Source organism: Streptomyces sp. NPDC006335, assembly GCF_040612795.1.
In the GTDB taxonomy this organism is placed as follows: Bacteria; Actinomycetota; Actinomycetes; order Streptomycetales; family Streptomycetaceae; genus Streptomyces.
The window spans coordinates 25,744-47,103 of the sequence record NZ_JBEXQX010000027.1 but is presented as its reverse complement, the minus strand read 5'-3'; the positions used below and the strand labels follow the sequence as shown (position 1 = coordinate 47,103).

Sequence of the window (21,360 nt, the reverse complement as noted above, 5' to 3'; positions counted from 1 at the left end):
ATGCGATACACGGCCCGATGGGCTCGCAGGCTCCGAAGAGATGAGGGCAGCGCCGCGATCGAGGCTGCCATCGTCCTCCCAGCCCTGATCATGTTCCTGTGTATGGCCATCGCTGGTGGACGCATCGTCACCTCCGGAGCGAAGATCGACGCGGCCGCTGAGGACGCGGCGCGGGAGGCCTCCATTCACCGCACAGCGGCGGCCGCCCAGAGCGCCGCGCAGGCAGCAGCCGCCGAGTCCCTGAACGACCAGGGCATCAAGTGCGCGTCCACCAGCGTCAACATCAACACCGGCGGTCTGAACGTGCCGGTGGGGCAGGTAAGTACGGTCACCGCGACCGTGACCTGCACCGTCAATCTCTCCGATCTGCTGCTTCCCGGGGTTCCCGGAGCGAAGACGCTCACGTCGACCGCCACCTCTGTAGTGGACCAGTACAGGCAGCGGGGTGACTGATGATCCTCCGTCATTCAGGCCTATGGCGAACGCGGCTGGACGACGCCGGAGGCATCACCGTGTTCGTCGCCGTATGCGTCATCGCGCTGATCGGGATCATCGGCGTCGCCGTCGACGGCGGCAGCAAGATGCGTGCCACGGAACGCGCCGACTACATCGCCGGCGAAGCCGCCCGGGCGGGCGGGCAGGCCATCGATCCTGCCGAGGCCATCAGCGGCACCGCGATCGTCGTGGATCCGCAGGAAGCAGTGGCCGCCGCCCAGGCCTACTTGGGCTCCGCCGGCGCCACCGGCACGGTCAGCGTGTCCGGCGACGGCAAGACCCTCACCGTCGACGTCACCGGCTCCTACGACACGAAGTTTCTGTCTGTGGTGGGGATCGGCTCGTTGTCGGTGACCGGCCATGGCAAGGCCACCCTCCTGCATGGCGTCACTGCTCCTGAAGGAAACTGATGCGCACCACCCCCTCCCCCGCCGCGACGGCCGCCCGCACCCTGGTCCGGGTCCTCAAGGCCGTGCTGAGCTTGATCGTCCTGGCTGCTGCGGTCGCCGGGCTGCCGCTGTTGCTGGCCTGGGCCACCCCGGTCATCTGGGGTTCCACCCACGACGACCTCAGGCACTTGCTGGACCGGCAGGACACGGGGGCGGTGTTTCTGCTGCTGCTCGTCGTGGTGGGCTGGATCGGGTGGGCGCAGTTCGCGTTCAGTGCCGTCCGCGAGCTGATCGCACAGTTGCGTGGCCGCACCTGGCACGCCCCGCGGGGTCTGGGCTCCTCACAGCGGGCCGCCGCTCTTCTGATCGGCAGCATCCTGGTCCTGCTGCCCACCAGCTCGGCTCTGGCCTCCGACGCGCAGGCCGCGCCAGCCACGACCGCAGCCCTCATCCCCGGCCAGGCGACGCAGGCCCCGCAAAGCACCGAAGCCGATCGGCCCCCCGCGTCCGCCGCGAGCACCTCGACGTCGCCGTCGTTGTACACGGTGCGCGAGGTGCGGCCCGCAGAGAGCCTGTGGGGCATCGCCGAACGGGAGTTGGGGGACGGCGAACGGTGGAGGGAGATCGCCGACCTGAACGAGGGCCGGACCATGGTCGATGGCCAGGTCTTCCGCGCGAACAGCTTTCTGCAGCCCGGCTGGCAGTTGGAGATGCCCGAACCCGCCGATGTCGCAGGAGGCGTCCGTACGCAGCTGGGGGGCGACGCCCCGGCTGCCGACGAGAAGGGCGAGCACGCCGTCACGGTGAAGTCCGGCGACTACCTGTCAAAGATCGCAGAGAAGGAACTCGGCGATGGCGACAAATGGCCTGAGCTGTTCGCGGCCAGCCGGGGCAAGCCGCAACCTGACGGCCTGCCCGCAATCACCGACCCGGACCTCATCCGCCCGGGGCAACAGGTCACTGTGCCAGGCACCCAGCCCGCCCAGCCGCCCCAGGACCCTCACGACGGGGAAGAGTCGGGCAGCAAGGAGACCACTCCCCCAGCCGCCGAGAAACCCGACGGTGAGCAGACTCCGGGCGAGCGCACGGACGAGGGACAAGCGCCCGCGCCCAGCCACACCGCAGCGCCTGCACCGGAAGTCTCGGCCACCAGCCCGCAGGCGAGCCGCCCTGCCCAGGAGCGGAAGCAGGATCAGGCCTCTCCCTCCGCATCCGCCTCCGCGACGCCCGGGCCCAGCGCAAGCGTCTCGCCCTCTGCCGTCTCACCGTCGGCTGAGTCATCCGGCTCCGCCACCGCGTCACCCGCCACCACGGCGTCCGAGACCCCGGCGACGGCCCCGGCCAGCAGCCCGCTGAGCCTGCGTACCGTTCTCGGCGCCGGCGCGCTCCTGGCCGCCGCCATCACCGGGGCCCTCGCCCTGCGCAGGACGCTGCAGCGCCGCCGCCGCAAGCCCGGCGAGAAGATCGCTATCGCATCGGAGACATCCACCGCAGAGGCCCAGTTGGCGGCGGCCGCCGAGCCGGGCGGCGCTGCACGCCTGGACGTGGCACTGCGGACCCTGGCCCATGCCACGGCGCGGGAGGAGGACCCCGCGCTCGTGCCGCCGCTGCGGGCCGCACGAATCGGCACCCGCGCGGTGGAAGTGCTGCCCGAGGATCTCTCCCAAGAGGCGCAGGCGCCCTTCGTCTCCGGCGAGGGAGGTTGGTGGGTCCTGGCCCCAGATGCGGTCCTGTTGGACGAGGAGGCCGCCCGCGAGGTGCCGGCACCGTATCCAGGTCTGGTCACGGTCGGCAGCACCGCGGCGGGTGAGCTTGTGCTGCTCAACCTCGCGCAGTTGCCCGCCCTGCTGCTGGACGGCAACCCGGTCCACATCTCCGAGGTGTGCACCTCCCTCGCCCTGGAACTCGGGATGAGCCCGTGGGCGAGTGAAGTCGAGGTCGTGACGATCGGATTCGGCGAGGACCTGCCGCAGTTGCTTCCCACCGCGCGGATCGCCCACATGCGGCAGGCCACACACGCGCTGCGGGACCTGTCCGAGCGGCTGCTGGAAGCGCACCAGATGCCCGAGACCCAGCACCAGCCATATCTGCTGCTCTGCGCGTCATCTCTGGACGCGGACACGGCCTGGCAGTTCGCCGATGTCATCGACAAGTCCGGCCCAGTGCCCGTCACTCTGATCGCCCCAGCGAGTTCGGCGGCCGCACACTTCCCTGAAGCGGAAATCCTCAACGCCTCACTCAGCGAGCCACAGAACCTCGACTACGCTGGCCTAGACATCACGGTGCAGCGCCTGGAGCACGCCGCCTACGTGCAGATCACCACCGCACTGAAGGTGTCCGGGCAACCGTCACACCCGGCCGAGGGTCCCTGGCAGGACGTCCCGGACGAGCCCGACAGCGTTCAGCAGCCGGATCCTCCAGTTTCGGAGGAACCCATCGCGCCTACGCCCGCTGCCACGAGCCCCTCGTTGACAGCAGCATCTGACTCGGGCGGCGAAGTGTTCCCGGCTCTGCTCGCCGCCACCACCGATCCCTCCGGACTTGCCCTTCTGCCCACGACGCGGACTAAGGCCGACGGCAAGAGCGGCCCGGACACCGAGACATCACCCCCAGCCCCCGTGCCACTGACGGCGGCGGACACCGGCGATCAAGAGGCCGGGGAGACTGACGACCACGAGGACTCCGGCGAGGAGCACAAGCCAGAGGCGGAGGGGTGCGAGGCGCACGACCTGCACGCGCCGGAGATCCGCGTCCTGGGACCGGTCGAGGTGACCGGCGTGGACAGCACCGGCCACGGCCCCCGGATGGCACAACTCGCCGCGTTGTTGTTCTTCCGCCCCGGGCGCAGCGCTGACGCCTTGTGTTCGGACATGGATCCCGTCAGTCCTTGGTCGCTGAGCACCCTCAACGCCCGGATGCAGGGCCTGCGTCGCTCGTTGGGGAACGACCCGGCCGGCGATCCCTACGTGCCGCGCCGGAAGACCGGCGAGAGCCCCTACCGGCTCTCCCCCGGCGTGCGCTGCGACTGGACCCGCTTCCTCCAGCTCGTCGAGCGGGCCCTGCCGCTGGGCCCGGCCGGCCTGTCCGACCTTGAGCGGGCGCTCACTCTGGTGCGGGGCCGGCCGTTCGGCGGCAAGGCCCTGCCCTGGGCCGAGCCGTACCAGCAGGAGATGATCACCCGCATCATCGACGTCGCGCACACCGTGGCCACCTACCGCACGCCCGCAGGACCGCACCACGACCTCAGCGCAGCTCGTCAGGCCGTCGCGACCGGTCTCGACGTCGACGACACGGCAGAGCTGTTGTATCGGGACTGGCTGCGGATCGAGTATGCGGCCGGGAACCGGCAGGGACTGCATACCGCCATCACCCGGGTGCAACAGATCAACCGGTCGCTGGACTGCTCTCTGGAGACGGAGACCGAAGCCCTCATCCACGAACTCCTCAACGGCTCGGGTACGTCGAAGCGCAAGGTCCTCTAAGTGGTGCTCTGCGAGACAGCCCAATGCTCACGGTGACGAACCGCACGGCCGATGATCTCGGCAATTGGCCTGGGTCAAGGCGCGCCCCTTCGCTCAGACCCAGCACGGCCTTCAGCAGGTGACAGCCGCGTAGGGTCAGGGCTGATTGACAGGGATCGCCAAGAACGGGCCCCAGCTGATGGAAGCTTCGGCATGAATGCGCGCATCCGCGAAGTCGACCGTGCCGCCGGAGAACGTGGCGCCGTCAAAGGCGACTGTTCCGCCGGAGAACGTCGCTCGATCGAAGGCGACTGTGCTGCCGGAGAACGTGGCGCCGTCGAAGGCGACCGTGCTGCCGGAGAACGTCGCTCCATCGAAGGCGACACCGCCGCCGGAAAATGACGAGCGGCTGAAGTGGACCGTGCCGCCGGAGAACGTCGCGCCGCCGAAGGCGACTCCGCGGTCGGAGAACGTCGCAATGATGAAGTCAACCACGCCGCCGGAGAACGTTGCGCGGATGAAGTAGACCGCGCCGCCGGAGAACCTGCCGCGGACGAAGTGGACCCTGCCGCCGGAGAACGTGGCGTGACTGAAGTCGACCACGCCGCCGGAGAACGTCGCTCCATCGAACTCGACCCTGCCGCCGGAGACTGTCGCGCCGATGAAGTTGACCACGCCGCCGGAGAACGTGGCCTGGCTGAAGTCGACCACGCCGCCGGAGAACACCGCGCCCCTGAAGTCGCCGCCATCGAAGACGGCCCCCGTGAAGTCCAAGTCGCACCCGCACCAGGTGGTGGGCGCGGCGGGGTTTCGAAGGTGATCACGAATGGTCCGAATGATCGTGAGGCGGACTTCTCGCTCGCCTTTCACGGCTCCCGCCGCGGCTGGGTCGGGCTCGTAGGGCATCCGCAGGTAGGCGCACAGCACGTCAATGCACACCTGACGCTGCTCGGGCCAGTCATCGGCCAAGCGCGCCATCGCGTACACCCCGGCGAGGCGTACTGCGGGCTGGTCGTGGCCGAGCTGCTCGGCCGCCGTGGTGTACCGGTCGGCGAGCTGGGTGGCGTCCGCACGATGGGAGGCTCCTTCATCGAGGAGCTGCTTGCGGTAGGCGTACAGGCCGGCGAGGACGGCACCAGCCAGGGTCAGGACGGTGACCGTCGTCTTGATGACATCGGGGACCTTGACGGGCTCCTTGCCGGTGTTATCGGCGGTGAGGAGCGCGTCTGCACCCTGATAGAGGCCATACGCGAGTGCTGAGACGAGGACCAACGCGATGGGTGCGACGAGCCATACCGGCCACAGGTCCGGGGTGTGGCGGCCTAGCTGCTTCGGGCGGCGCTTGTCTGTGGACACGCAGCCGATCGTGACGCGCGCCGCGCGGCCGTGAGAGGCGTTTGCCGGCTCTGTGACCAGATGCGCGTCAACCGGCCTTGACTGGCTTCTCGGTGTCCCCGGATGCCGCGTCCCTACAGACGTTCGAGATAGCCCTGGCTTACGGGTCCGCAGGTACTCAAACAGACAGTCAGGCCGCGGGCCGTCACTGCCCGCGAGAGGCCACGTCGCGCGCTGCGTACGCGAGGAGTTCGTTGACGGCGGCCTCGTTGGAGGCGGGAGGACGTGCCCGCCATTCGGTCAGGGTGGCGCGGACGGTCTGCGCAACGGCCTTCGAGTGCTGCACCAAGTCGTCGTCGAGGGCCGTCAGGTCGCCGCTCGTGGTGCGGCCCGTGACGACGATGCGGCCAGCCAGCGGGTACAGGGGCATGCCGCGCCAGGCGCTCGCCAGGGCCCAGGCGGCCAGGTTCTGCGGTAGACCGAGCGCCTGGCCGTTGCCGTGGATGTGCAGAACATCGCGCCGGTGGTACACCCCGTGGTCGACGGCGTCGGATCTGACGTGTTCCTGGATCGCAGACTGCGCATCGGCCGCAGGCAAGTCGAGGTCTGTGACCGTGGCGTCTGGGTCGATGCGCAAGGCCTGCATTTAGTCCTCCTCGTCGGTTCAGGGGCCGGGCTGCGCAGTGCGCAAGGGCGGGATACGCCAGGCAGGCTGCGCAATGATCACAATGCCTGCGCAATGCTCCCCTGATCTGGGGTTTCTTCTCATTGCGCAGCCTGGGGGCGGTGGCCTGAGACCGCGTGTGCAATTGGTGCGCGGTGGAGGTCTACTGCGGTGCGTCGGCGTGGTGGCGGACGAGAGCCTGCCAGCGCCGCTCGAAGTCGACGGCCTGCTCGGCGAGGTAGTCGGCCTTGAGGGGCTTGTTGTACTGCGCAGTGATCCCTTGGGCTGCGCACTCCTGCGCAACGGCGTCGAGCGATGGCACATCGCTGCGCACCCGCTGCCCGGCCCAGATGTTGTACACGCGAAACGGCAGAAGGTAGCGGCGCAGGGTGGCTGGGCTGACCGGCTTGTCACCACGGCCGCGCATTCCCTTGCGGGCCAAGTAGGCGGACAGTTCCTCGGCCTCCCGCGTCGAGGACTGCGTTTCGCCTCCGTTCTGTGTCTGGTACTCCATCCATGCGAGGTAGTAGCGGTCGACGGTGGTCAGGCCGGCAGGCCCGTCCGATGCGCCGCCTTCTTTCGGGAGCGCGTCATCGATGGCGGCGTTCACCCGCGGGGTGCGCTGCTCCTTGGCGGCCTGTGCGCCCGCGCCGGCGGGCGCCGCCTCGGGCTCCCCCTGCTGAACCTCTACGGCGACGTCTTCACCGGGATCCGCGGCAGTCTCACCCGAGGGTGGCTCGCTGTTGCCGAGTTCGTGCTCCTGGAAGCTCGCGACGAAGGCCGCCAAGTCGTCGCCCGTGATGGGGCGGCCGCCGTCTCCGCTGATGGAGTCTCGCTCGTACACGTACGCGGCGAGGGCGGCGGCATCCGGGTAGGCGCCGTGCTCCTGCGCGTAGGTACGCCAGGCGCTGTGGAAGTAGTCGTACCACTGGTCGGCTGGTTCGGGTTCGTCGGTGGCGGCGGTTTCTCGGCTGTCGAGGGCGTAGCGCGCTTGGAGGACCTGGAGCAGCGGTTGCACTTGGTCCTCGGAGAGCGGGGCACCGGATCCCGTGGAGATGCCATAGGTGTCGCGGAGCCAGTAGGCCCACTGCGTCGGGGTCGGCTCAGCTTGGAACTGGGTGAGGAACGCCTGGTAGGCCTCGGCGAACCGCTCAGCGGCTTCCTCGGTCGAATCCTGCGGCTCCTCGGGGAGCCTCGTCCCCGGAGTTGAGACTGCAGCCTGGACCGGTTCCGCCTCTGCGCTTTCCAGCTCGGCCACTGGCTGCTCGTGCTCCGCCGCGGCGTCGAGTACAGAGTCTTCCGGTTGTGTGGGGGCGGGGACCCGCTCGACGGTGAACTGGATCGGCGGCTCTTCGATTCCGGCTGCGGCAAGGCCGGCCAGCGCGGTCTCCGCGAGCGGGACGCCGTAGCGGGCCAGTCGCAGCGGCATCAACGCTTCAACGGGGGCCTTGCGTCGCCATCCACGGCCGAAGCGGGAGCGGAGGGCTGCCTGGTAGACGAGGCGCTCCTGCTCCAACTTGATGACCTGGTCGTAGGAGCGGAGCTCCCAGAGCTTCATACGTCGCCACAGCAGGAACGTGGGCCCGGGCGAGAGGAGCCAGCGGGTGAGGCGGACGCCCTCCATGTGTTTGTCGGCGGTGATGTCCGCGATGCGGCCGATCGCGTGTCGGGCTGCCTCGACGGCGACGACGAACAGGACCGGGATAATGGCGTGCATGCCCACGCCCAGCGGGTCCGGCCAGGCCGCCGCGCCATTGAAAGCGATGGTTGCCGCCGTCAGCAGCCATGCTGTCTGGCGCAGGAGCGGGAACGGGATGCGAATCCAAGTCAGGAGTAGATCCAGAGCGAGCAAGACGCAGATACCGGCGTCGATACCGATCGGGAAGACGTACGCGAAGTTCCCGAAGCCCTTCTGGATCGCCAGCTCCCGGACCGCCGCGTACGACCCAGCAAACCCGATCCCGGCGATGACCACAGCACCTGTCACCACCACACCGATGAGGACCCGATGCGCCCGGGTCAGCTGGGGTATCCCCGCGCCCACGTCCCACTCCCCCAATCTGAGCCTCACAGCTGAACAGCTTTCACACTCCCACGTTCTGGTGCTTCAGAGGGACTCGGGGAGCATGCGGGCAAGGATCGTCTGTGAAAAGTGATCATTGAGGTCTATGCCAGCAGGTGTCAGCGATCTCGCCGTTGTGGCATGTCGACGAGAATGATCACTGCCAGGGGGTGTCGGCGCCGTCCGGTTCTGGCCCGTGGAACCATCCCTTGTAGCGGTGGCTGTTGTGCTGCTGGGCGCTATCGCGCTGTACCTCCCGGCCCCCACAGTCGTCTCCCCCTCGGCACGCGAGCGTCGCCGCCTGCTGCAGGCACACACCCGCCACGTTGCCTGCTCCTGTCGCTCCGACGGCTTCGGTAATCCTCGCGCTCCCGCCGTCCTCAACTCACGAGCGCACTCCGGCCATCAAGTTGATGCGCAGCGCCGGCACCACTGCGTCCTCACCGGCACCTCCGTATACGTCTGGCAGGCTCTTGCTTGCTTGCGCCAGGTGCCACTGCCGCTCCGGGTGCGCGTCTGCTGGCTGCTGTCGCTCTTCCATCTCGACCAGCGCGACAAAGCCGACCTGCGGCATGGGGCCCGAAGCGGTCGCCATGAATGGGGCAAAGGGCGCTAACCTGACGCGCTGTAGGGAGTGATTGCGGCGCAATCACTCCCTACAGCGAGGACTCGGTCTCGTTGGCCGATAAGCTCACCACCGCGTCAGTTTCAGTATTCCCACGGAGAAGCCCATGCCTCAGAAACCCGGCCTCAAGCGTGACCTTGCCGCTGAGAGGGCTGCACGTAAGGCGGCCACACAGCAGGCTCGTCTGGTACCGCAGGGACTGCCGACGGTTCGCCCTGATCAGCTGATGCCTAGCCCCGAGAACGGGCGTAGGAAGTTGCTCAAGATCGACGACCTGGCAGACACCCTCCGCACAGACGGGATGAACACCGCAATGACGGTGATCCCTCCGGATGTCTTTGTGGAGATCTATCCGCAGCACAAGGAGGCTGTGGAGGCCAGGGTCGCGGAGGGCGTCCTCTTCATCGTTCACCACGGGCACCGACGTCTGGCAGCAGCGCTGAAGGCTGGGCTAACTGAGGTTCCGATTCTGGTGCGGCGAGAAGTGCCCAGTCTCCGGATCGCAGCCATCCAAGAGAACCTGCAGCGGATGGCCCTGAACCCCATCGAAGAGGCCCAGGAGTTCCAGGAGGCTCTGGACGAAAGGGACGACAGCGGCCGGCAGCTGTCGCAGCGAGAGCTGGCCAAGCGGGTCGGCTGTTCACAGACTTACGTGTCGCATCGTGTCGCGCTCCTGCGACTCGTGCCCCGTCTCCAGCAAGCCACTATCGATCACTGGCTGAAGGAACAGCAGTTGCTGGAGGTCGGGGATGAGGAAGCTGGAGACTCTCACGGCAGGATCCTCCTACCAGTTCGGGAAGCTGCCACGGTTTTCGCACGCCTACGACCGGACCTTCAGGAAGCCTTCGTGCGCGGTGAGCTGACCTCTGCACAAGCGGTCGTGGTCAGTAAACTGCCGACTGATCAGCAGGCCGTTGCTGCGGCCGAGGAACTTGATGATTGCGTCGCAATCACTGCGACGTCCGCGGAGACTGCGACCTCGCTGCCGGAGCCCCGTTCCAGTGAGTCTCCAACGTCGGAAGTTTCGGTAACGCCGACCGAGCGGCGGGCTGAGTCACCTCTCGTGCGCCCGAATGACGCTGCTGGCAAGGAATCAGACGGGCGGTCACCCAACGGGCAGGAGGAAGCTGCTTCGCCCACGTCTGCGTCGCTGGTTGTGCGGGAAGCCGAGCCCCGCGGCGTCATTGTGGTACGCAGTATTGAGGACTTGGCGCTCAGTATTTCGGAGCTGCTGGAGCCTGCGGAGATCGAAACCTTGAGGGGCCTACTGGCCGCCTGATGACGCTTGTCGTAGTCGCCTCACCAGTGCGTCCGGTGGGGCGACTAGTTTTTGCACGGGCCCGCCCTGTAACGTGCCGCCCGGTACTTGCATCACTTCGAGTCTGTTGCCACGAGCACGGCGTCGACTCGAACGGTCTGTGATTGCGGCGCAATCAATCGCCAGCGGCGGATCCGCTGTCAGATGGTCACCCCGATCGGCGCTAGTCCGCCCTGCAGCCCTCGTTATCCAGCAAGACAGCGAGCGCGATCCCCAACCGAGACTGATTGCGGCGCAATCATTCGTGGAGGCTCACTCATGACTTCGTCCCAGCTCCCCGCCGCTGCCACGGCAACTGCTAGCCGCATCGCCCGCGTACTCGCGCTCACGAATCAGAGCGGTGGCGCCGGCAAGACGACATCAGCAGTCAACATCGGAGCATGCGCCGCAGACCTTGGCCTCACAGCCCTGGTGATCGATGCCGATGCCCAGTGCGACGCATCGGCAGCTCTCGGCTACGACGCCCCCGATGACATTCCGAATCAAGCGAACCTGTATGACGTGCTGACAGGGGCAGCCAAGATCGAGGATGCTGTCGTGCCGGCCATGGCGGGTCCGGTCGGGGAGCGTGACACAAAGCCGATCCCAAACTTGTTCGTGCTGCTCGGATCAAGTGCTCTAGAGGAAGCCGAGCAGTTGCTCGCACCGAAGACGGGGCGTGAGTTCTGGCTGCGCTCTCAGATCGAGAGGATCCGCGACACCTACGATCTGATCCTGATCGACTGCCCCGGCAACCTGGGACTGATCGTTGTCAACGCAATTGTCGCCTCGGACGAGGTTGTCGCCTGCGTCAAGCCAGGTTGGAAGGAGCTTCGCGCTCTGACCCGCATGGAAAACAAGATCGACGAGATTCGGGAAACGTTCTCGGTGATGGGCGCATCCGCTGAACTCTCCAACATTTTGATCGTGGACTGCCCGACCACCCGCAATCAGGGCGCCGTGTACGACGACAGCCAGCAGCAGGCCAAAGAAGCCTACGAAGAACTGGTCCTGCCCACCGTACGCAGGAGCCCCCGAATCCCCGAGGCGTACGCCGCGCAGAAGGTCCTGCGCTACTACGACCCGGTCACCGAGAATCCCTCGAAGCTCACTGCTTCATCTGCGCAGTCCGCTACCGACGACTACTACCTCGTCACCCAAGCCCTGGGGTTCACGCGCAAGTGAGGTGATTGCGCCGCAATCAGCGCACGCGGTTGGCCCTCCTCAAGTTGGAGGGCCAACCGGCGGGACACGCTCAGACGCCGCGACGAGCAGTTCCGAATGTGGGGTTACGCAGAGAGGATGTCCAACATCGGTTGCGACGACCGATGGAAACACCTTCTTGGCGGCACTGTGAGTACATGTCAATAAACGCTTGAAGACCCGCGGCGTCGACCGACGCGGAACTGGTGACGCTGGGTGTGGCCCAGGCTGTGCTGGGCTTTCACTGCGAGGCCCGCTGGCTGTACTTCGCCACGCGCACTCTCCGCAGCCTGTTCCCCTACCTGCCCCAGCGCCTGGCCTACAGCAAGTGCTCACAAGACCGTCGTCGAGTAACAGCCGTGGAAGTCGCGTACCCGCACTACTTCGCGGCGTTCGAATCTTCGCGATCTACCTGTGAGTCAGTAAGGACTGTCACCTCTGCCAGGAGACCGCGTCAATCGATGCGATGTCACCCGCCGCCAGCAGTCCGAAGAGCCGGAGAACCTCCTCGCGGCCGACATCGCGCATCTCGCCTGGAGCCACTGAGTTCTCGTCCAGGTTCTCCCAGACCAGCAGACCATCGCCGAAAGCGCTGAGGCACCACCCACTCTCGTGGGTGAGTGAGACATCGGGGTGCTCATCATCGGCCTGCGTCAGACCACCGAGCAGTCGCCTCATCGTGTCCGCGTCAGGCTCGTCGACTGTCCCGCCCACGGCGTCGTACATAAAGTAGCTCATTACTCAATTGCCTCAGGTGATTCACAGGACACCGCCTGCCGTCCCAGCCTTCACGCAAGCGGAGCTGAGCGGGCCTGCACACGTGTCCAACGTCGGATCAGCCGTTGTCAGTTTCCAAACGCCAAGCCGTCTGGCCAGCTCTTACGAGAGTGGCCAGTCAGGTGGGGGAGCGAGGAACGCCGCTGTCCGTCAGCGCGCTGTGACGAGTTCAGCCGCTGCCGCATATGCCAACTTTGCATCAACGGCAGCCCCAGCAGATCCGGCTTTATCGAAGGCAGCCTTTCCAAGCTCGCGAACCACGGCCTTGACGTAGGTCTCCAGGCTCACCACTTGGGTGGGCGTCTGGCAACTGGGCAGCACGGCCGCGATCTCGTCCAGCCAGTAAGTGACGTCTGCGTCGTCATCCAGACTGTCCCGACAATCGAGCAGACGTTGTGCCACAGGCACAAGCAATCCGTGGCGGCGTGCAGCGTCCTGCTGCGCGCGACGCTCGGCTGCGGCCAAGGATGCTGCTTGGCGCTCGGCTTCAAGGACGGCTTCAGGCGTGCGGCGTACGGGCGGTCCGTCGCCTGGCGATGCTTTGGTGAGGACTGCTGCCTGTAGGCGCTTCGCCTTGTTGTACGCCGCGCTTGGGGCTCTCACGGCAAGCGCCGGCGCCAGATCGGCCCATTGTGCGTTTGCTGCCCGTGCATCCCTGATCGCCCTGGCCTGATGGAGGTCCGTCTGCTCTCTGAGGTACTCCCACAATCTCACCCGTGTGATCGCAGCTTCGCGCCGCGCTTCTACGGTCTTCAATGCCCCCGCGTTGGTCTCAAGGTGGAGGAGTGCCCCGAACAGCTCCTCGTCGGCTGGCATCCGCCCGACACTCTCGTCCTCTGCATCTTCGTGGAGTTGACGCAACGTGCCGACAAGGGCAGCGGTGTCAAGACTTCCGATCTGAACGGGCCGCTTGATCAGCGGCTTTGTGGGTGCGACCGACTTCCGCGCAGAGCGTGACATGACGCCAAGTCTGCCCTCTCTGAAGGATTCACAGAATGTGAATCGGCCAAGCTGGTACGAGATCGTGGCGACTGTGTCGGAAATCAGTCTCGCTGCAGTGAGCCTGAACACCATAAATGTTGGTCAATACGCGGCAGTTGTCCTCATCCGCGTGCGGTTCCCTGCTGTTGTTGCTCTGGGTCAGCATCACGAAGCGATGTTGCCGACGGGTTCAGGCAGGTCTCTCGACGCCCAAAATGCAGCGCAGCTCCGTCTGGCGGTCGCGCACGAACAGCGCGAGCCAAGGGTTGATCTGCCCACACACGTGCACGAGTCCGCAGTACACCGAGAAGTTCCTGCTCCTCAACCGTGATCCGCTCCTGGGGGAGTTCCGCGCCCGGTGCAGGAGCAGGCTGTGCAGTGTGCGCGGCCTTCATCTGGGCGGGACGGGGGGCCATCAGGCGGCGACCCGGTCGTGGGCGCGCCGCTGCGTGTCGGCGTGGCGGAGGTCGACTTGGTGACCGCGGCGTCGAAGCGTCGGGTCAGCAGGTGGGCCGTGAGGCCGGCGAGCTCTCCTTCGCCTGCGTAGCCGATCGCGATGTGCAGCGGGTGCTGTCCAGCGCCCGGGTTCTGTGCGTAGGACTGGGCTTGCGCGACGGTGGCGGCGAGCAGCTTCCGGAGGGCCCGCGTGCGCCGCACGGCCCGGGCGGCCCTGCGGTGGGGGGCGGTCTGGCTCTGGGCGGGGTGCGGGGTGGGGAAGTGCGTTCCCAGGTCGAGCTTGATGTGCGCGTCGGCCCGGGCGGGCCCGTGGAACGGGGTGATGCGAATGTCCATGAGGGAGTTCCTCCCTATCGGGGTGAGGTGTGGCGTCCGGGGCGGCCGGGCTCAGGGGTCGACGGCCGCCCCGGGCCGTTCAAGGGGGATGTGCTGGCCACGCCTGTGCGTGGCCTTGGAGCGCTCGGTCAGGTCCGGCGGAGCCAGCTCCGCATGAGGCCGGCCAGTCGTCGCCTGCTGGACCGGGGCGGCAGCGGAGGGGCGGGCTTCGCGTGGGGGGTTTCGGCGGGGGCGGAGGGTGCGCACTGCTCGTGGGCGGCGATGAGGTCCCCGAGGGCGCTGGGGTCGTCGGTGGAGTCGACCCACTTGCCGGAGGCGTGCCAGACGCTGGTGAGGCAGGTGTCGGGGTCGTTCCACGTCTGGTAGTCGCCGTAGCGCTCGATGAACCCGTACTCGGACAGGACCCCGGGTCCCAGTTCGTCTTCGCTGGCGACTTGGCTGAGGTCGACGCCGCCCTCCAGGACGTGCATGGCGTTGACCTGCAGCCGTATTCCGTCCCCTGGGGCTTGGGGGAGTTGGAGGCGGCCGGTGACCCGGAGCAGGTCGCTGGCGCCCAGGTCGTTCACGACGGCGTGCGCCAGCTCGGGGTTGGTGACCGTGCAGGGTATGACGAGTTCGTCGATCCGGTCCTCGGTGGGGGAGACGACCAGTTGGAACCGGACCGAAGTATCAGACAGGTCGTCCGGGAGGGTCTGGTCGTCGAGGTAGCCGTCCAGGACGATCACGTCCTGGGGCTCGCCGGGAGGCGGGGCGGGCAAGGGCATGGTCATCGCACGGCCCTCCTTCCCCTTCGGCCGCGGGGGCGAAGTGACCGGGGAACTGCACCGAGCGTCCTGCGGCGTTGCGCGTGCTGGCGGGCGTGTGCGCGCCCGTGGGCATGCGTACAGGGCGTGCAGGGCTCTTCCTCGCGGGCTTCGTGGCAGTCGTGGCCTTCTACCGTGCCGCAGGGGGCGGTGATGCCGTGCAGCACGGCGAGGGGGTACAGGTCGGCGGCCTGGATGCCGGTGCGGGCGGTGATGGTGCGCTGCTTGAAACCGTCACGGAGCAGGCCCAGGGCGACGGCCTGCATGAGGTTCAGGTCTGGACGCGGATTGGGTATGACGAAGGTCGCCATCGTCAGTAATTCCTTTGCAGGGCGGCTATTAGTCGGGAGATGCGGCGAGCCGGTGCGTACGGGCGTCGGTGCGTACGAGACGCAGTGCCGGCCGTGTGGTGGCGGGCGGTCGCGGTTCCGGGCGCTCGGCGTCGACGGTGAGGACCACCAGGCGTAGGTCGGCGGTGTAGGTGTCGGGCAGGGCGAGGAAGCCGCTGACCGTCAGCGGGGCTCCGGGGGGCAGCTGGGCGAGGTCTGCGGCGGCTACCGGGTCGGCGAGCACGCAGGGCAGAACGGTCTCGCGGACATCGTGATCGAGTTCTGCGGGGCGCGTGCTGTGCGCGTCGGGCGTGTACAGCAGGCGGAAGTAAGCCTGGCCGTCGATGAGGACGGCGGCTTCGGCCAGCGCCCCACTCAAGGTCATTTCGTGGGTGTGGACGGACATGCTGAGGTCCTCGCGGGTCGTTCGACCGCCACCGCGGCCGGGAGGGCGGCGGTACAGGCGGAGGGTTCTTTGCGGAGGTGGGCGGCGAGGCAGGCCCCGTTCTGGGGGAGCGCGGCCGCGACGCGACGGCGGAGGGGGTCGTCGGGGACCCACAACCGTTGGCGTCCCTTCACTTCGGTTACGGGGGTGGGCAGCGGGACGACGTCGGAGAGTTCCCAGTGCCAGGTGCTGTCGCGGTCGGCCCACGGGCTGCACCGGCCGTCGCAGTCGGTGTGCGCCCTGGTGATCCGGGCAATGGCCACTACGGCTCCCCGGGGCAGCTCCATGTCTCTGGGCACGTGGTGCATGGCCACTTGGTCGGTGTCGAGGCCGGCGTGGACGAGGATCAGCCCACCGCCGAAGGTGCTGGGAGGCCAGCCGCGGTTCTCGATGTCCTTGCCGAGCACGGCGACGGCGGAGGCATGGGGCTGCCAGAGAGTCAGAGCGCGAACCGGATATGGCTCGCTGACAGTGGGTTTTCTCATGCCGAGGCCTTCGCTTCCTGTGCCGGGCGGGGAGCCGTTGGGTGTGGGGTCGGCGGCGCGGCGGTGGGCGCGGCGACCGTTGCGGCCGCGCGACTACTTGATCACGTACATTTCGTCGTCCGCGGCTTTGAGTACGGTCGACGCGGACGGCTCCGGCACGTCGCGGACACGTATGGCACCGATCGAGGCGGCGACCTGGAGGGGGCCTCCCAGCCAGGGCACGGGCTGTGCGAGCTCGCGGGCCAGGCCGTCCAGGAACTCCTGCAGGCCCCGGTCCTGGTCCTGGTCCCGGACCCTGATCGCGGCGACGAATTCGTCCCCGCCGAGGCGGGCCGACAGGCTCCGCGGTCCGCCATGCTGGTCGACGAAATCGTCCAGCCCTGCACCCGTCGCCTCGAGCACGGCGTCCCCAGCCGGGTGGCCGAAAGTGTCGTTGACCGGCTTGAAGCGGTTTTTCTGAACTATGGAGTGACTCGTGGGCTGGCCGTTTTACTGCCTGCTCCGTCTGCGATTGGGTCTTGACCTGTCCTGGGTGGACAGAACCCGCAGACCGACGGAGGGTCTATTCGATTGCGGACGTGGCCGATGACTTGGCACGGTTCGGGGCATCGTCCGCATCTGAATCGTGAACTGAGGAGGCACCCTCGTGGCTGTCGTTCCCGCGCATCGTTTGGCTCTCCTTGGAGGCGGCTTCTCCACCGACGACGATGGTCTGCTGGATGACTGGGTGCTCAGTCAGGTGCAGGCTCCTCGGCCCAAGGTGTGCTTCGTTCCGACGGCCAGTGGCGACGCCCCCGCCTACGTCGAACAATTTCTCGCGGCGTACCAGTCACGTTCCTGCGAACCCAGCGTCTTGCAGCTGTTTCGGCGGGAGCTCGATGACGACGCCCTGCGAACGTTCCTGCTTTCTCAAGACGTCGTCTATGTGGGTGGGGGCAACACCGCGAACATGCTGGCGGTCTGGCGCGCGCACGGCGTGGACCGACTGCTGCGCAAGGCCTTCGGTCGCGGAACCTTGCTGTGCGGCATCAGCGCTGGTGCCAACTGCTGGGCCGAGGGCTCGCATACCGACTCTTTCGGGCCGCTGACTCACCTCTCTGACGGGTTAGGCCTGCTGCCCGGCTCGGTCTGCCCGCACTACGACAGTGAGCCGGGTCGTCGATCGTCCTATCAGGCAGCTGTGGCAACCCGCGCACTACCGGCCGGCTGGGCAGTGGAGGACGGCGTCGGTGCCCTCTTCACGGACGGTCTGTTGACGGACGCGGTGACTCGCACGCCTCAGGCCTGTTTGTATCGGGTAGAGCCAGACGGGGCTAGCGGAGTCCAGGAACGAGCTCTGCAGTGTCGCTTGCTCGTCGCAGCACAACAGCCCACTTCACCCGCGTGAAATGGTGAGACAGCGGCCCCGCCTGGTCTGGGGCCGGTGGCTGCGGCCGTACCTCGCGTGGTTTTCAAGGTTGTCTGATCTGGGGAATGCACAGGTCAGTGACCGCGGCCTTGCTCCGGGCCCGGGTCTGGTCCATCGCGGCCAGCTTCTTGCTGGCGGCTTGGAGACTGACCTGGAGCCCTTCTGCTTCACCGAGCCAGCCGTTGAGCTTGGCCTCCTTGATGCGGCTGCGGCGTCGGCCAGCCGGAGCAGTTTCGCGCTGCGGGTCAGGACGCGCAGCTCGTCGCATTTGAAAGGCTCCAGCCCCGTGACCTTCCAGGACCACCTCCGAACCCTTGCCGAGCGAGCGATCAGCTCGATCTCAGCGGCCGAGGCAGAGGACGTCTACGTCATCTCGTTCTTCATCGACAATGAGAGGGACGACCCTCGACAGCCCACCTTGATCATCGGATACAACACCGCAAGTCAGTTCCGACGCAGCATCGTGGACGCCTCCGACGAGGCGGAGGCCCGCTGGAACTATGCCTTCTGGCTCCAGAACGAGCTCACCGTCATCGGCGACCTCACCCGAGACCCCGACGGAGCCACAGCACGCCGTCAGTGGATCACTGAACTCGGACTTTGGTATGACGACGAGCCCGCGCACCCTGAGGACTGGATGACAACCGTGGGGTCGACCGCCGCGCTGATCGAGGCCAACTTCAACCAGGCATGCGTCCAGCTCGCTCGCGACCTCCACAACGATGGCGTTATCAAGAGCGCCATCGGCAAGCCCGTGCCCGTGGTCCTCCACGAGCTGGAGTACTACGACGGGATCGCTCGCCGGACTGAAGCCGCCAACCCGCCCGGACTCGCCGATGACTTCACGGCGTGGGTCCGCACCGGCTGAGGCATTCGGGCAGTTCCAACACCCGACTGCACCATTAGCCGTCTTCGAAGAAGACGTCATCACCCACTACCAGCAGTTCTTGGCACAGCGCCGGTCCATGCGCCCGGCGGAGGAATACCGCGAACCCACCGCCGAGGAGTGGTCCGACTTCCAAGACCACTTCGACAAGCGGCGCGTCGAGCTCGGTTCCTGCGGACGCCCCTACGGGACACCCTGCGCCCACGAACACGCCTGCATCCGCTGCCCGATGCTCAGCATCAACCCGAAGATGCTGCCCCGTCTCGACGAACTGGAGGAAGACCTCGTCGCCCGCCGCAAACGCGCTGTCGAAGAGGACTGGCGAGGTGAGATCGAGGGAATCGACCTCACCCTCACCTTCCTGCGCGGCAAGCGCGAGCAGGCCCGTCGTTTCCAGCGAAGCGATACGGTCTCGCTCGGGATGCCTGTGATTCCTCATCAGAATCCCCAGGTCACAGACTTGTGATCAGCAGTGCGGACACCAGAAGTGCGGTCTGGTGCAGGGCCTGATCGGTCAGATACATGCCGTTCATCCCGGCCGCCTTCAGCTCCGCGAAGCCTTTGGGACCGATGTGTTCCAGTAGCCAGCGAACCGGCCACCGGCGATCGAAGAAGGCGTGCGTGACGACCGAGACGGCGAGCCCCGCCGCCAGGCCGGTCCAGGACATCTGAAGCTGAAGGACGGTCCATCCCAGGGCCAGCATCGCGGTCATCACCAGGTGGTACTGGGCGACGTGTCCCAGACACGCGCCCCAGCCCCGCCGCGGGCTCACGCCGTTGGCAACCTCCGTCGCCGACGGCGCCGCCTTGCTGGCGGCCTGGTGGTCGGTCTGCCCAATCACGTGATCCGCGAGGTTGTGACCGACAGCAAGCACTGCCCACACCGCCCCGAACGTCGCGAGCATCGCGACCTTCTTGATCGTCATCGCCCGGCACCTCCTGCCACGAGCAGGAGACCCTGGTCCAGAATCAGGGCATGGACGTCCCCAAGCTGCTGGAAGCCGCTTCCCTCCTGGTTCCTGAGGAGATCGCCACCGAGAACGACATCACGGTGAACGACGTCTGGGAGTACCTCACCCAAGACGAATGGGAAATGGCCTTCGGACTGCTGGAGGAACTCGGTAACGTCCAACCGCTCCCGCTCAGCTTCTGGGAAACCCTGGCCACCGCCGCCGAACAGATGCGACTGGAGAAGAGCGCGGCCTGGTGCCATTGGCGCTGCTACGAGACGCGCCACGGCATCATCCGAGCCGATCTCACTCTCCTCCCTGCCCGCGAAGCCCGACGGCAGACGCCTATCGCCGGTGCTGGCGTCCTGCGACCGATGTGGAACATCGGAAACCGAACACCGACCGGTGAACCGTCCCTCAACATCGCCGTGCTTTGGGTGGAGTTCACGCCCCTCTTGGAGCCCGGCGGACGAGCGTCGGTGCGGCTCGCTCCTCTTGACCCCTCGCAGTGGCAGCACCTTCAGCCCGGCCAGGTGATCACCATGCACGAGGACCGATCCCTGGCCGGCACGGCAGTCGTCCTGGAGGTCCAGCGCCCTACAGCCACGCCCACCACATAGAAACGAGCACCGTCGACTCGTGCCGTTAGTGCAGAGAAGGTCGACCGAATATCGGCCTTGCGGGTTCTTCGCGAACTCGCGGCTGCCTGTCAGGACCATCCAGGCCTTCACCGGCCACCGACGGTCCCAGAATCCGTGAGTAACAGCCGAGAACGCGATCCCCGCAGCGGCCCCGGCCCAACCGATTGGGATGTCGAGCAGGGTCGTAGTCACCGCAAGCATCCGGCCACGACCACGTGGTAGATCACCACGTGAGCGATCAGCGCTCGCCAGGACTCCTTGGTCTTCGTCGCACCGGCGCCCGGCTCCGGACGTCCCTTCTCGCCAGCCTGCTTGTCCGTCTGCCAGCAATGGTCCGCCCAGACATGAGAGGCGAACAGCACCGCGAACACTGCGGCGAAAACGGCTCCCGAGGTCACGCGCCCGTCACCCCCAGGAATGCACTCCGGGCCGAGGTATTAACGCTGGACAACCGAGACACCACTGAACGACAGCAAACCCGGCTCGGCAGACGGTGCCAGCCCCTGACCGAGACACGAAGGAAGGTGGGCACGGCCTTCGCCGCGTTAATCCAGTGATCGCCCACGTCCGCGGCCATGTGCAGCAGGGCGTAGGCGGCGGCGAAGCGGATGGCTCGGGTGCTGTGCTCGGTCATGGGGTTGCTCCTCAATGCGTTGAGAGAGTTGGTTGGTGCGCTGGTGGCGGGGTGTGTCCGGTCGGCGCGCTGATGATGGGCTCAGGGGCGACCGGGGTGGCTGCGGCGGCGGAGCCGTCCGTGGAGCCGCCGAGGGGCCGGTGTCCTTGTGGCGAGGGCCCGCGTGAGGCGCTCGTCCATCAGCTGCATCTGGTCGGGGCCGAAGTACTCGGGTGCGTACTCCTGGCCCCGGCACACGGGGCAGAGGTGCTCGTGATCGCGAGGGTCCAGGCCGTGGAGGCATCCGCGTTCGTCGCAGGTGGCGTCGACGGGGTCCTCGCCGCCGCCCCAGCAGTAGGGGCAGCGGATGAACCGGTAGTTGATGGGCCCACCGGCGAGTTCTTGGTGGAGTGCGGCCAGGCCTTCGACGCGGCTCTCACGAAGGAGAGCGTCTGCCGCGTAGATGTGGGACAGGCGCGGGACCTCGGGCTGGTGGTCGGTGAGCATGCGGTAGGCGGTGGCCCAGGCAAGGGTGGTGCGGTCGATGTTGGCGCTGTAGCCGTACATCCAGCCGTTCGGGTCGATGCGGGAGGGGCGGCCCGGAGCGGTCAACGGGGCTTCGATTTCTACGAGTTCGCGGAGGACGTCGGCGCGGAGCTGGTCCTCACGGCGCCGGTTCCTGGTCACTGTCATGGCGGCCGTTCTTCGTGGAGGGCGTC

The 21,360-nt window shown here is 67.0% G+C and carries 25 protein-coding genes; 10 read left to right on the top strand and 15 right to left on the bottom strand.

Annotation, left to right across the window (positions count from 1 at the left end; all coding sequences use genetic code 11):
* Genes ABZ098_RS41705 through ABZ098_RS41695 form a run of 3 tightly spaced genes read left to right on the top strand, consistent with a single transcriptional unit; the run spans position 1 to position 4,366 of the window.
* On the top strand, positions 1 to 453 hold the full coding sequence (locus tag ABZ098_RS41705) for a TadE family protein (protein ID WP_356599694.1): 453 nt from the start codon (positions 1 to 3) through the stop codon (positions 451 to 453).
* Positions 453 to 905 (top strand): pilus assembly protein TadG-related protein, encoded by a 453-nt coding sequence (locus ABZ098_RS41700; RefSeq protein ID WP_356599692.1) that lies wholly within the window; start codon positions 453 to 455, stop codon positions 903 to 905. Before ABZ098_RS41705 ends, ABZ098_RS41700 begins: the two co-directional genes overlap by 1 nt.
* A complete protein-coding gene (locus ABZ098_RS41695) occupies positions 905 to 4,366 on the top strand; it encodes a hypothetical protein (RefSeq protein WP_356599690.1) in 3,462 nt (1,153 codons plus the stop codon). Before ABZ098_RS41700 ends, ABZ098_RS41695 begins: the two co-directional genes overlap by 1 nt.
* Before the next feature lie 135 nt (positions 4,367 to 4,501).
* On the opposite strand, the gene ABZ098_RS41690 is transcribed toward ABZ098_RS41695, so the two are convergent.
* The 4 genes from ABZ098_RS41690 to ABZ098_RS41675 form a co-directional block, all read right to left on the bottom strand.
* On the bottom strand, positions 4,502 to 5,701 hold the full coding sequence (locus tag ABZ098_RS41690) for a pentapeptide repeat-containing protein (RefSeq protein WP_356599688.1): 1,200 nt from the start codon (positions 5,699 to 5,701) through the stop codon (positions 4,502 to 4,504).
* Between the two features lie 184 nt (positions 5,702 to 5,885).
* Entirely contained in the window at positions 5,886 to 6,326 is a 441-nt protein-coding gene (locus tag ABZ098_RS41685) for a hypothetical protein (protein WP_356599686.1), read from the bottom strand.
* 181 nt (positions 6,327 to 6,507) lie between these two features.
* Complete coding sequence (locus tag ABZ098_RS41680) at positions 6,508 to 8,388, bottom strand: DUF2637 domain-containing protein (protein WP_356599684.1); 1,881 nt, start codon at positions 8,386 to 8,388, stop codon at positions 6,508 to 6,510.
* A gap of 403 nt (positions 8,389 to 8,791) precedes the next feature.
* The gene (locus ABZ098_RS41675; protein ID WP_356599682.1) at positions 8,792 to 9,001 is read right to left on the bottom strand and encodes a hypothetical protein; all 210 of its coding nucleotides are present in this window, start codon (positions 8,999 to 9,001) and stop codon (positions 8,792 to 8,794) included.
* 136 nt (positions 9,002 to 9,137) lie between these two features.
* Here ABZ098_RS41675 and ABZ098_RS41670 point away from each other — a divergent pair, with 136 nt between their 5' ends.
* Both ABZ098_RS41670 and ABZ098_RS41665 read left to right on the top strand, forming a co-directional pair.
* Positions 9,138 to 10,310, top strand: a complete 1,173-nt coding sequence (locus ABZ098_RS41670; RefSeq protein ID WP_356599680.1) for a ParB/RepB/Spo0J family partition protein — start codon at positions 9,138 to 9,140, stop codon at positions 10,308 to 10,310.
* A 297-nt stretch (positions 10,311 to 10,607) separates the two neighbouring features.
* Entirely contained in the window at positions 10,608 to 11,513 is a 906-nt protein-coding gene (locus ABZ098_RS41665) for an AAA family ATPase (RefSeq protein WP_356599678.1), read from the top strand.
* 450 nt (positions 11,514 to 11,963) lie between these two features.
* Here the strand turns inward: ABZ098_RS41665 and ABZ098_RS41660 are convergent, their stop codons facing one another.
* From ABZ098_RS41660 to ABZ098_RS41645, 4 genes are all read right to left on the bottom strand, one after another.
* Positions 11,964 to 12,257 (bottom strand): hypothetical protein, encoded by a 294-nt coding sequence (locus ABZ098_RS41660; RefSeq protein WP_356599676.1) that lies wholly within the window; start codon positions 12,255 to 12,257, stop codon positions 11,964 to 11,966.
* A 201-nt stretch (positions 12,258 to 12,458) separates the two neighbouring features.
* Positions 12,459 to 13,268 carry a hypothetical protein gene (locus ABZ098_RS41655; RefSeq protein WP_356599674.1) on the bottom strand — a complete coding sequence of 270 codons (810 nt, stop codon included), beginning with the start codon at positions 13,266 to 13,268 and terminating at the stop codon, positions 12,459 to 12,461.
* Between the two features lie 342 nt (positions 13,269 to 13,610).
* The gene (locus ABZ098_RS41650) at positions 13,611 to 14,081 is read right to left on the bottom strand and encodes a hypothetical protein (protein ID WP_356599672.1); all 471 of its coding nucleotides are present in this window, start codon (positions 14,079 to 14,081) and stop codon (positions 13,611 to 13,613) included.
* A 128-nt stretch (positions 14,082 to 14,209) separates the two neighbouring features.
* Positions 14,210 to 14,851 carry a hypothetical protein gene (locus ABZ098_RS41645; protein WP_356599670.1) on the bottom strand — a complete coding sequence of 214 codons (642 nt, stop codon included), beginning with the start codon at positions 14,849 to 14,851 and terminating at the stop codon, positions 14,210 to 14,212.
* A 155-nt stretch (positions 14,852 to 15,006) separates the two neighbouring features.
* Between ABZ098_RS41645 and ABZ098_RS41640 the strand changes: the two genes are divergently transcribed.
* Positions 15,007 to 15,204 (top strand): hypothetical protein, encoded by a 198-nt coding sequence (locus tag ABZ098_RS41640; RefSeq protein WP_356599668.1) that lies wholly within the window; start codon positions 15,007 to 15,009, stop codon positions 15,202 to 15,204.
* Between the two features lie 19 nt (positions 15,205 to 15,223).
* Here the strand turns inward: ABZ098_RS41640 and ABZ098_RS41635 are convergent, their stop codons facing one another.
* The 3 genes from ABZ098_RS41635 to ABZ098_RS41625 form a co-directional block, all read right to left on the bottom strand.
* The gene (locus tag ABZ098_RS41635; protein ID WP_356599666.1) at positions 15,224 to 15,619 is read right to left on the bottom strand and encodes a hypothetical protein; all 396 of its coding nucleotides are present in this window, start codon (positions 15,617 to 15,619) and stop codon (positions 15,224 to 15,226) included.
* On the bottom strand, positions 15,595 to 16,143 hold the full coding sequence (locus ABZ098_RS41630) for a hypothetical protein (protein ID WP_356599664.1): 549 nt from the start codon (positions 16,141 to 16,143) through the stop codon (positions 15,595 to 15,597). Before ABZ098_RS41630 ends, ABZ098_RS41635 begins: the two co-directional genes overlap by 25 nt.
* A 93-nt stretch (positions 16,144 to 16,236) precedes the next feature.
* Complete coding sequence (locus tag ABZ098_RS41625; protein WP_356599783.1) at positions 16,237 to 16,608, bottom strand: GGDEF domain-containing protein; 372 nt, start codon at positions 16,606 to 16,608, stop codon at positions 16,237 to 16,239.
* 181 nt (positions 16,609 to 16,789) lie between these two features.
* Between ABZ098_RS41625 and ABZ098_RS41620 the strand changes: the two genes are divergently transcribed.
* The 3 genes from ABZ098_RS41620 to ABZ098_RS41610 all read left to right on the top strand — a co-directional run bounded on the left by ABZ098_RS41620 (position 16,790) and on the right by ABZ098_RS41610 (position 18,903).
* Positions 16,790 to 17,530, top strand: a complete 741-nt coding sequence (locus tag ABZ098_RS41620) for a peptidase E (RefSeq protein ID WP_356599662.1) — start codon at positions 16,790 to 16,792, stop codon at positions 17,528 to 17,530.
* Between the two features lie 160 nt (positions 17,531 to 17,690).
* A complete protein-coding gene (locus tag ABZ098_RS41615) occupies positions 17,691 to 18,419 on the top strand; it encodes a hypothetical protein (RefSeq protein WP_356599660.1) in 729 nt (242 codons plus the stop codon).
* A gap of 97 nt (positions 18,420 to 18,516) precedes the next feature.
* Complete coding sequence (locus ABZ098_RS41610; RefSeq protein WP_356599658.1) at positions 18,517 to 18,903, top strand: hypothetical protein; 387 nt, start codon at positions 18,517 to 18,519, stop codon at positions 18,901 to 18,903.
* Here ABZ098_RS41610 and ABZ098_RS41605 read toward each other — a convergent pair.
* A complete protein-coding gene (locus ABZ098_RS41605) occupies positions 18,890 to 19,363 on the bottom strand; it encodes a DUF3307 domain-containing protein (RefSeq protein ID WP_356599657.1) in 474 nt (157 codons plus the stop codon). The two genes, ABZ098_RS41610 and ABZ098_RS41605, sit on opposite strands and share 14 nt — an antisense overlap.
* Before the next feature lie 50 nt (positions 19,364 to 19,413).
* On the opposite strand from ABZ098_RS41605, the gene ABZ098_RS41600 reads away from it, so the two are divergent.
* Positions 19,414 to 20,007, top strand: coding sequence for a hypothetical protein (locus ABZ098_RS41600; RefSeq protein WP_356599655.1), 594 nt, complete (start codon positions 19,414 to 19,416; stop codon positions 20,005 to 20,007).
* A gap of 209 nt (positions 20,008 to 20,216) precedes the next feature.
* Here the strand turns inward: ABZ098_RS41600 and ABZ098_RS41595 are convergent, their stop codons facing one another.
* The 3 genes from ABZ098_RS41595 to ABZ098_RS41585 all read right to left on the bottom strand — a co-directional run bounded on the left by ABZ098_RS41595 (position 20,217) and on the right by ABZ098_RS41585 (position 21,334).
* Positions 20,217 to 20,426 carry a hypothetical protein gene (locus ABZ098_RS41595; protein ID WP_356599653.1) on the bottom strand — a complete coding sequence of 70 codons (210 nt, stop codon included), beginning with the start codon at positions 20,424 to 20,426 and terminating at the stop codon, positions 20,217 to 20,219.
* A complete protein-coding gene (locus tag ABZ098_RS41590; protein ID WP_356599651.1) occupies positions 20,423 to 20,662 on the bottom strand; it encodes a hypothetical protein in 240 nt (79 codons plus the stop codon). Before ABZ098_RS41590 ends, ABZ098_RS41595 begins: the two co-directional genes overlap by 4 nt.
* 81 nt (positions 20,663 to 20,743) lie before the next feature.
* Positions 20,744 to 21,334, bottom strand: coding sequence for a hypothetical protein (locus ABZ098_RS41585; RefSeq protein ID WP_356599649.1), 591 nt, complete (start codon positions 21,332 to 21,334; stop codon positions 20,744 to 20,746).
* Positions 21,335 to 21,360 lie beyond the last annotated feature (26 nt).

What these genes read in the sequence shown, in the direction of transcription:
- ABZ098_RS41705 (WP_356599694.1), top strand. Translation starts at nt 1, where the DNA reads ATGCGATACACGGCCCGATGGGCTCGCAGGCTCCGAAGAGATGAGGGC.
- ABZ098_RS41700 (WP_356599692.1), top strand. Translation starts at nt 453, where the DNA reads ATGATCCTCCGTCATTCAGGCCTATGGCGAACGCGGCTGGACGACGCC.
- ABZ098_RS41695 (WP_356599690.1), top strand. Translation starts at nt 905, where the DNA reads ATGCGCACCACCCCCTCCCCCGCCGCGACGGCCGCCCGCACCCTGGTC.
- ABZ098_RS41685 (WP_356599686.1), bottom strand. Translation starts at nt 6,326, where the DNA reads ATGCAGGCCTTGCGCATCGACCCAGACGCCACGGTCACAGACCTCGAC.
- ABZ098_RS41675 (WP_356599682.1), bottom strand. Translation starts at nt 9,001, where the DNA reads ATGGCGACCGCTTCGGGCCCCATGCCGCAGGTCGGCTTTGTCGCGCTG.
- ABZ098_RS41670 (WP_356599680.1), top strand. Translation starts at nt 9,138, where the DNA reads ATGCCTCAGAAACCCGGCCTCAAGCGTGACCTTGCCGCTGAGAGGGCT.
- ABZ098_RS41665 (WP_356599678.1), top strand. Translation starts at nt 10,608, where the DNA reads ATGACTTCGTCCCAGCTCCCCGCCGCTGCCACGGCAACTGCTAGCCGC.
- ABZ098_RS41660 (WP_356599676.1), bottom strand. Translation starts at nt 12,257, where the DNA reads ATGTACGACGCCGTGGGCGGGACAGTCGACGAGCCTGACGCGGACACG.
- ABZ098_RS41655 (WP_356599674.1), bottom strand. Translation starts at nt 13,268, where the DNA reads ATGTCACGCTCTGCGCGGAAGTCGGTCGCACCCACAAAGCCGCTGATC.
- ABZ098_RS41650 (WP_356599672.1), bottom strand. Translation starts at nt 14,081, where the DNA reads ATGGACATTCGCATCACCCCGTTCCACGGGCCCGCCCGGGCCGACGCG.
- ABZ098_RS41645 (WP_356599670.1), bottom strand. Translation starts at nt 14,851, where the DNA reads ATGACCATGCCCTTGCCCGCCCCGCCTCCCGGCGAGCCCCAGGACGTG.
- ABZ098_RS41635 (WP_356599666.1), bottom strand. Translation starts at nt 15,619, where the DNA reads ATGTCCGTCCACACCCACGAAATGACCTTGAGTGGGGCGCTGGCCGAA.
- ABZ098_RS41630 (WP_356599664.1), bottom strand. Translation starts at nt 16,143, where the DNA reads ATGAGAAAACCCACTGTCAGCGAGCCATATCCGGTTCGCGCTCTGACT.
- ABZ098_RS41610 (WP_356599658.1), top strand. Translation starts at nt 18,517, where the DNA reads ATGCGCCCGGCGGAGGAATACCGCGAACCCACCGCCGAGGAGTGGTCC.
- ABZ098_RS41605 (WP_356599657.1), bottom strand. Translation starts at nt 19,363, where the DNA reads ATGACGATCAAGAAGGTCGCGATGCTCGCGACGTTCGGGGCGGTGTGG.
- ABZ098_RS41600 (WP_356599655.1), top strand. Translation starts at nt 19,414, where the DNA reads ATGGACGTCCCCAAGCTGCTGGAAGCCGCTTCCCTCCTGGTTCCTGAG.
- ABZ098_RS41590 (WP_356599651.1), bottom strand. Translation starts at nt 20,662, where the DNA reads ATGACCGAGCACAGCACCCGAGCCATCCGCTTCGCCGCCGCCTACGCC.
- ABZ098_RS41585 (WP_356599649.1), bottom strand. Translation starts at nt 21,334, where the DNA reads ATGACAGTGACCAGGAACCGGCGCCGTGAGGACCAGCTCCGCGCCGAC.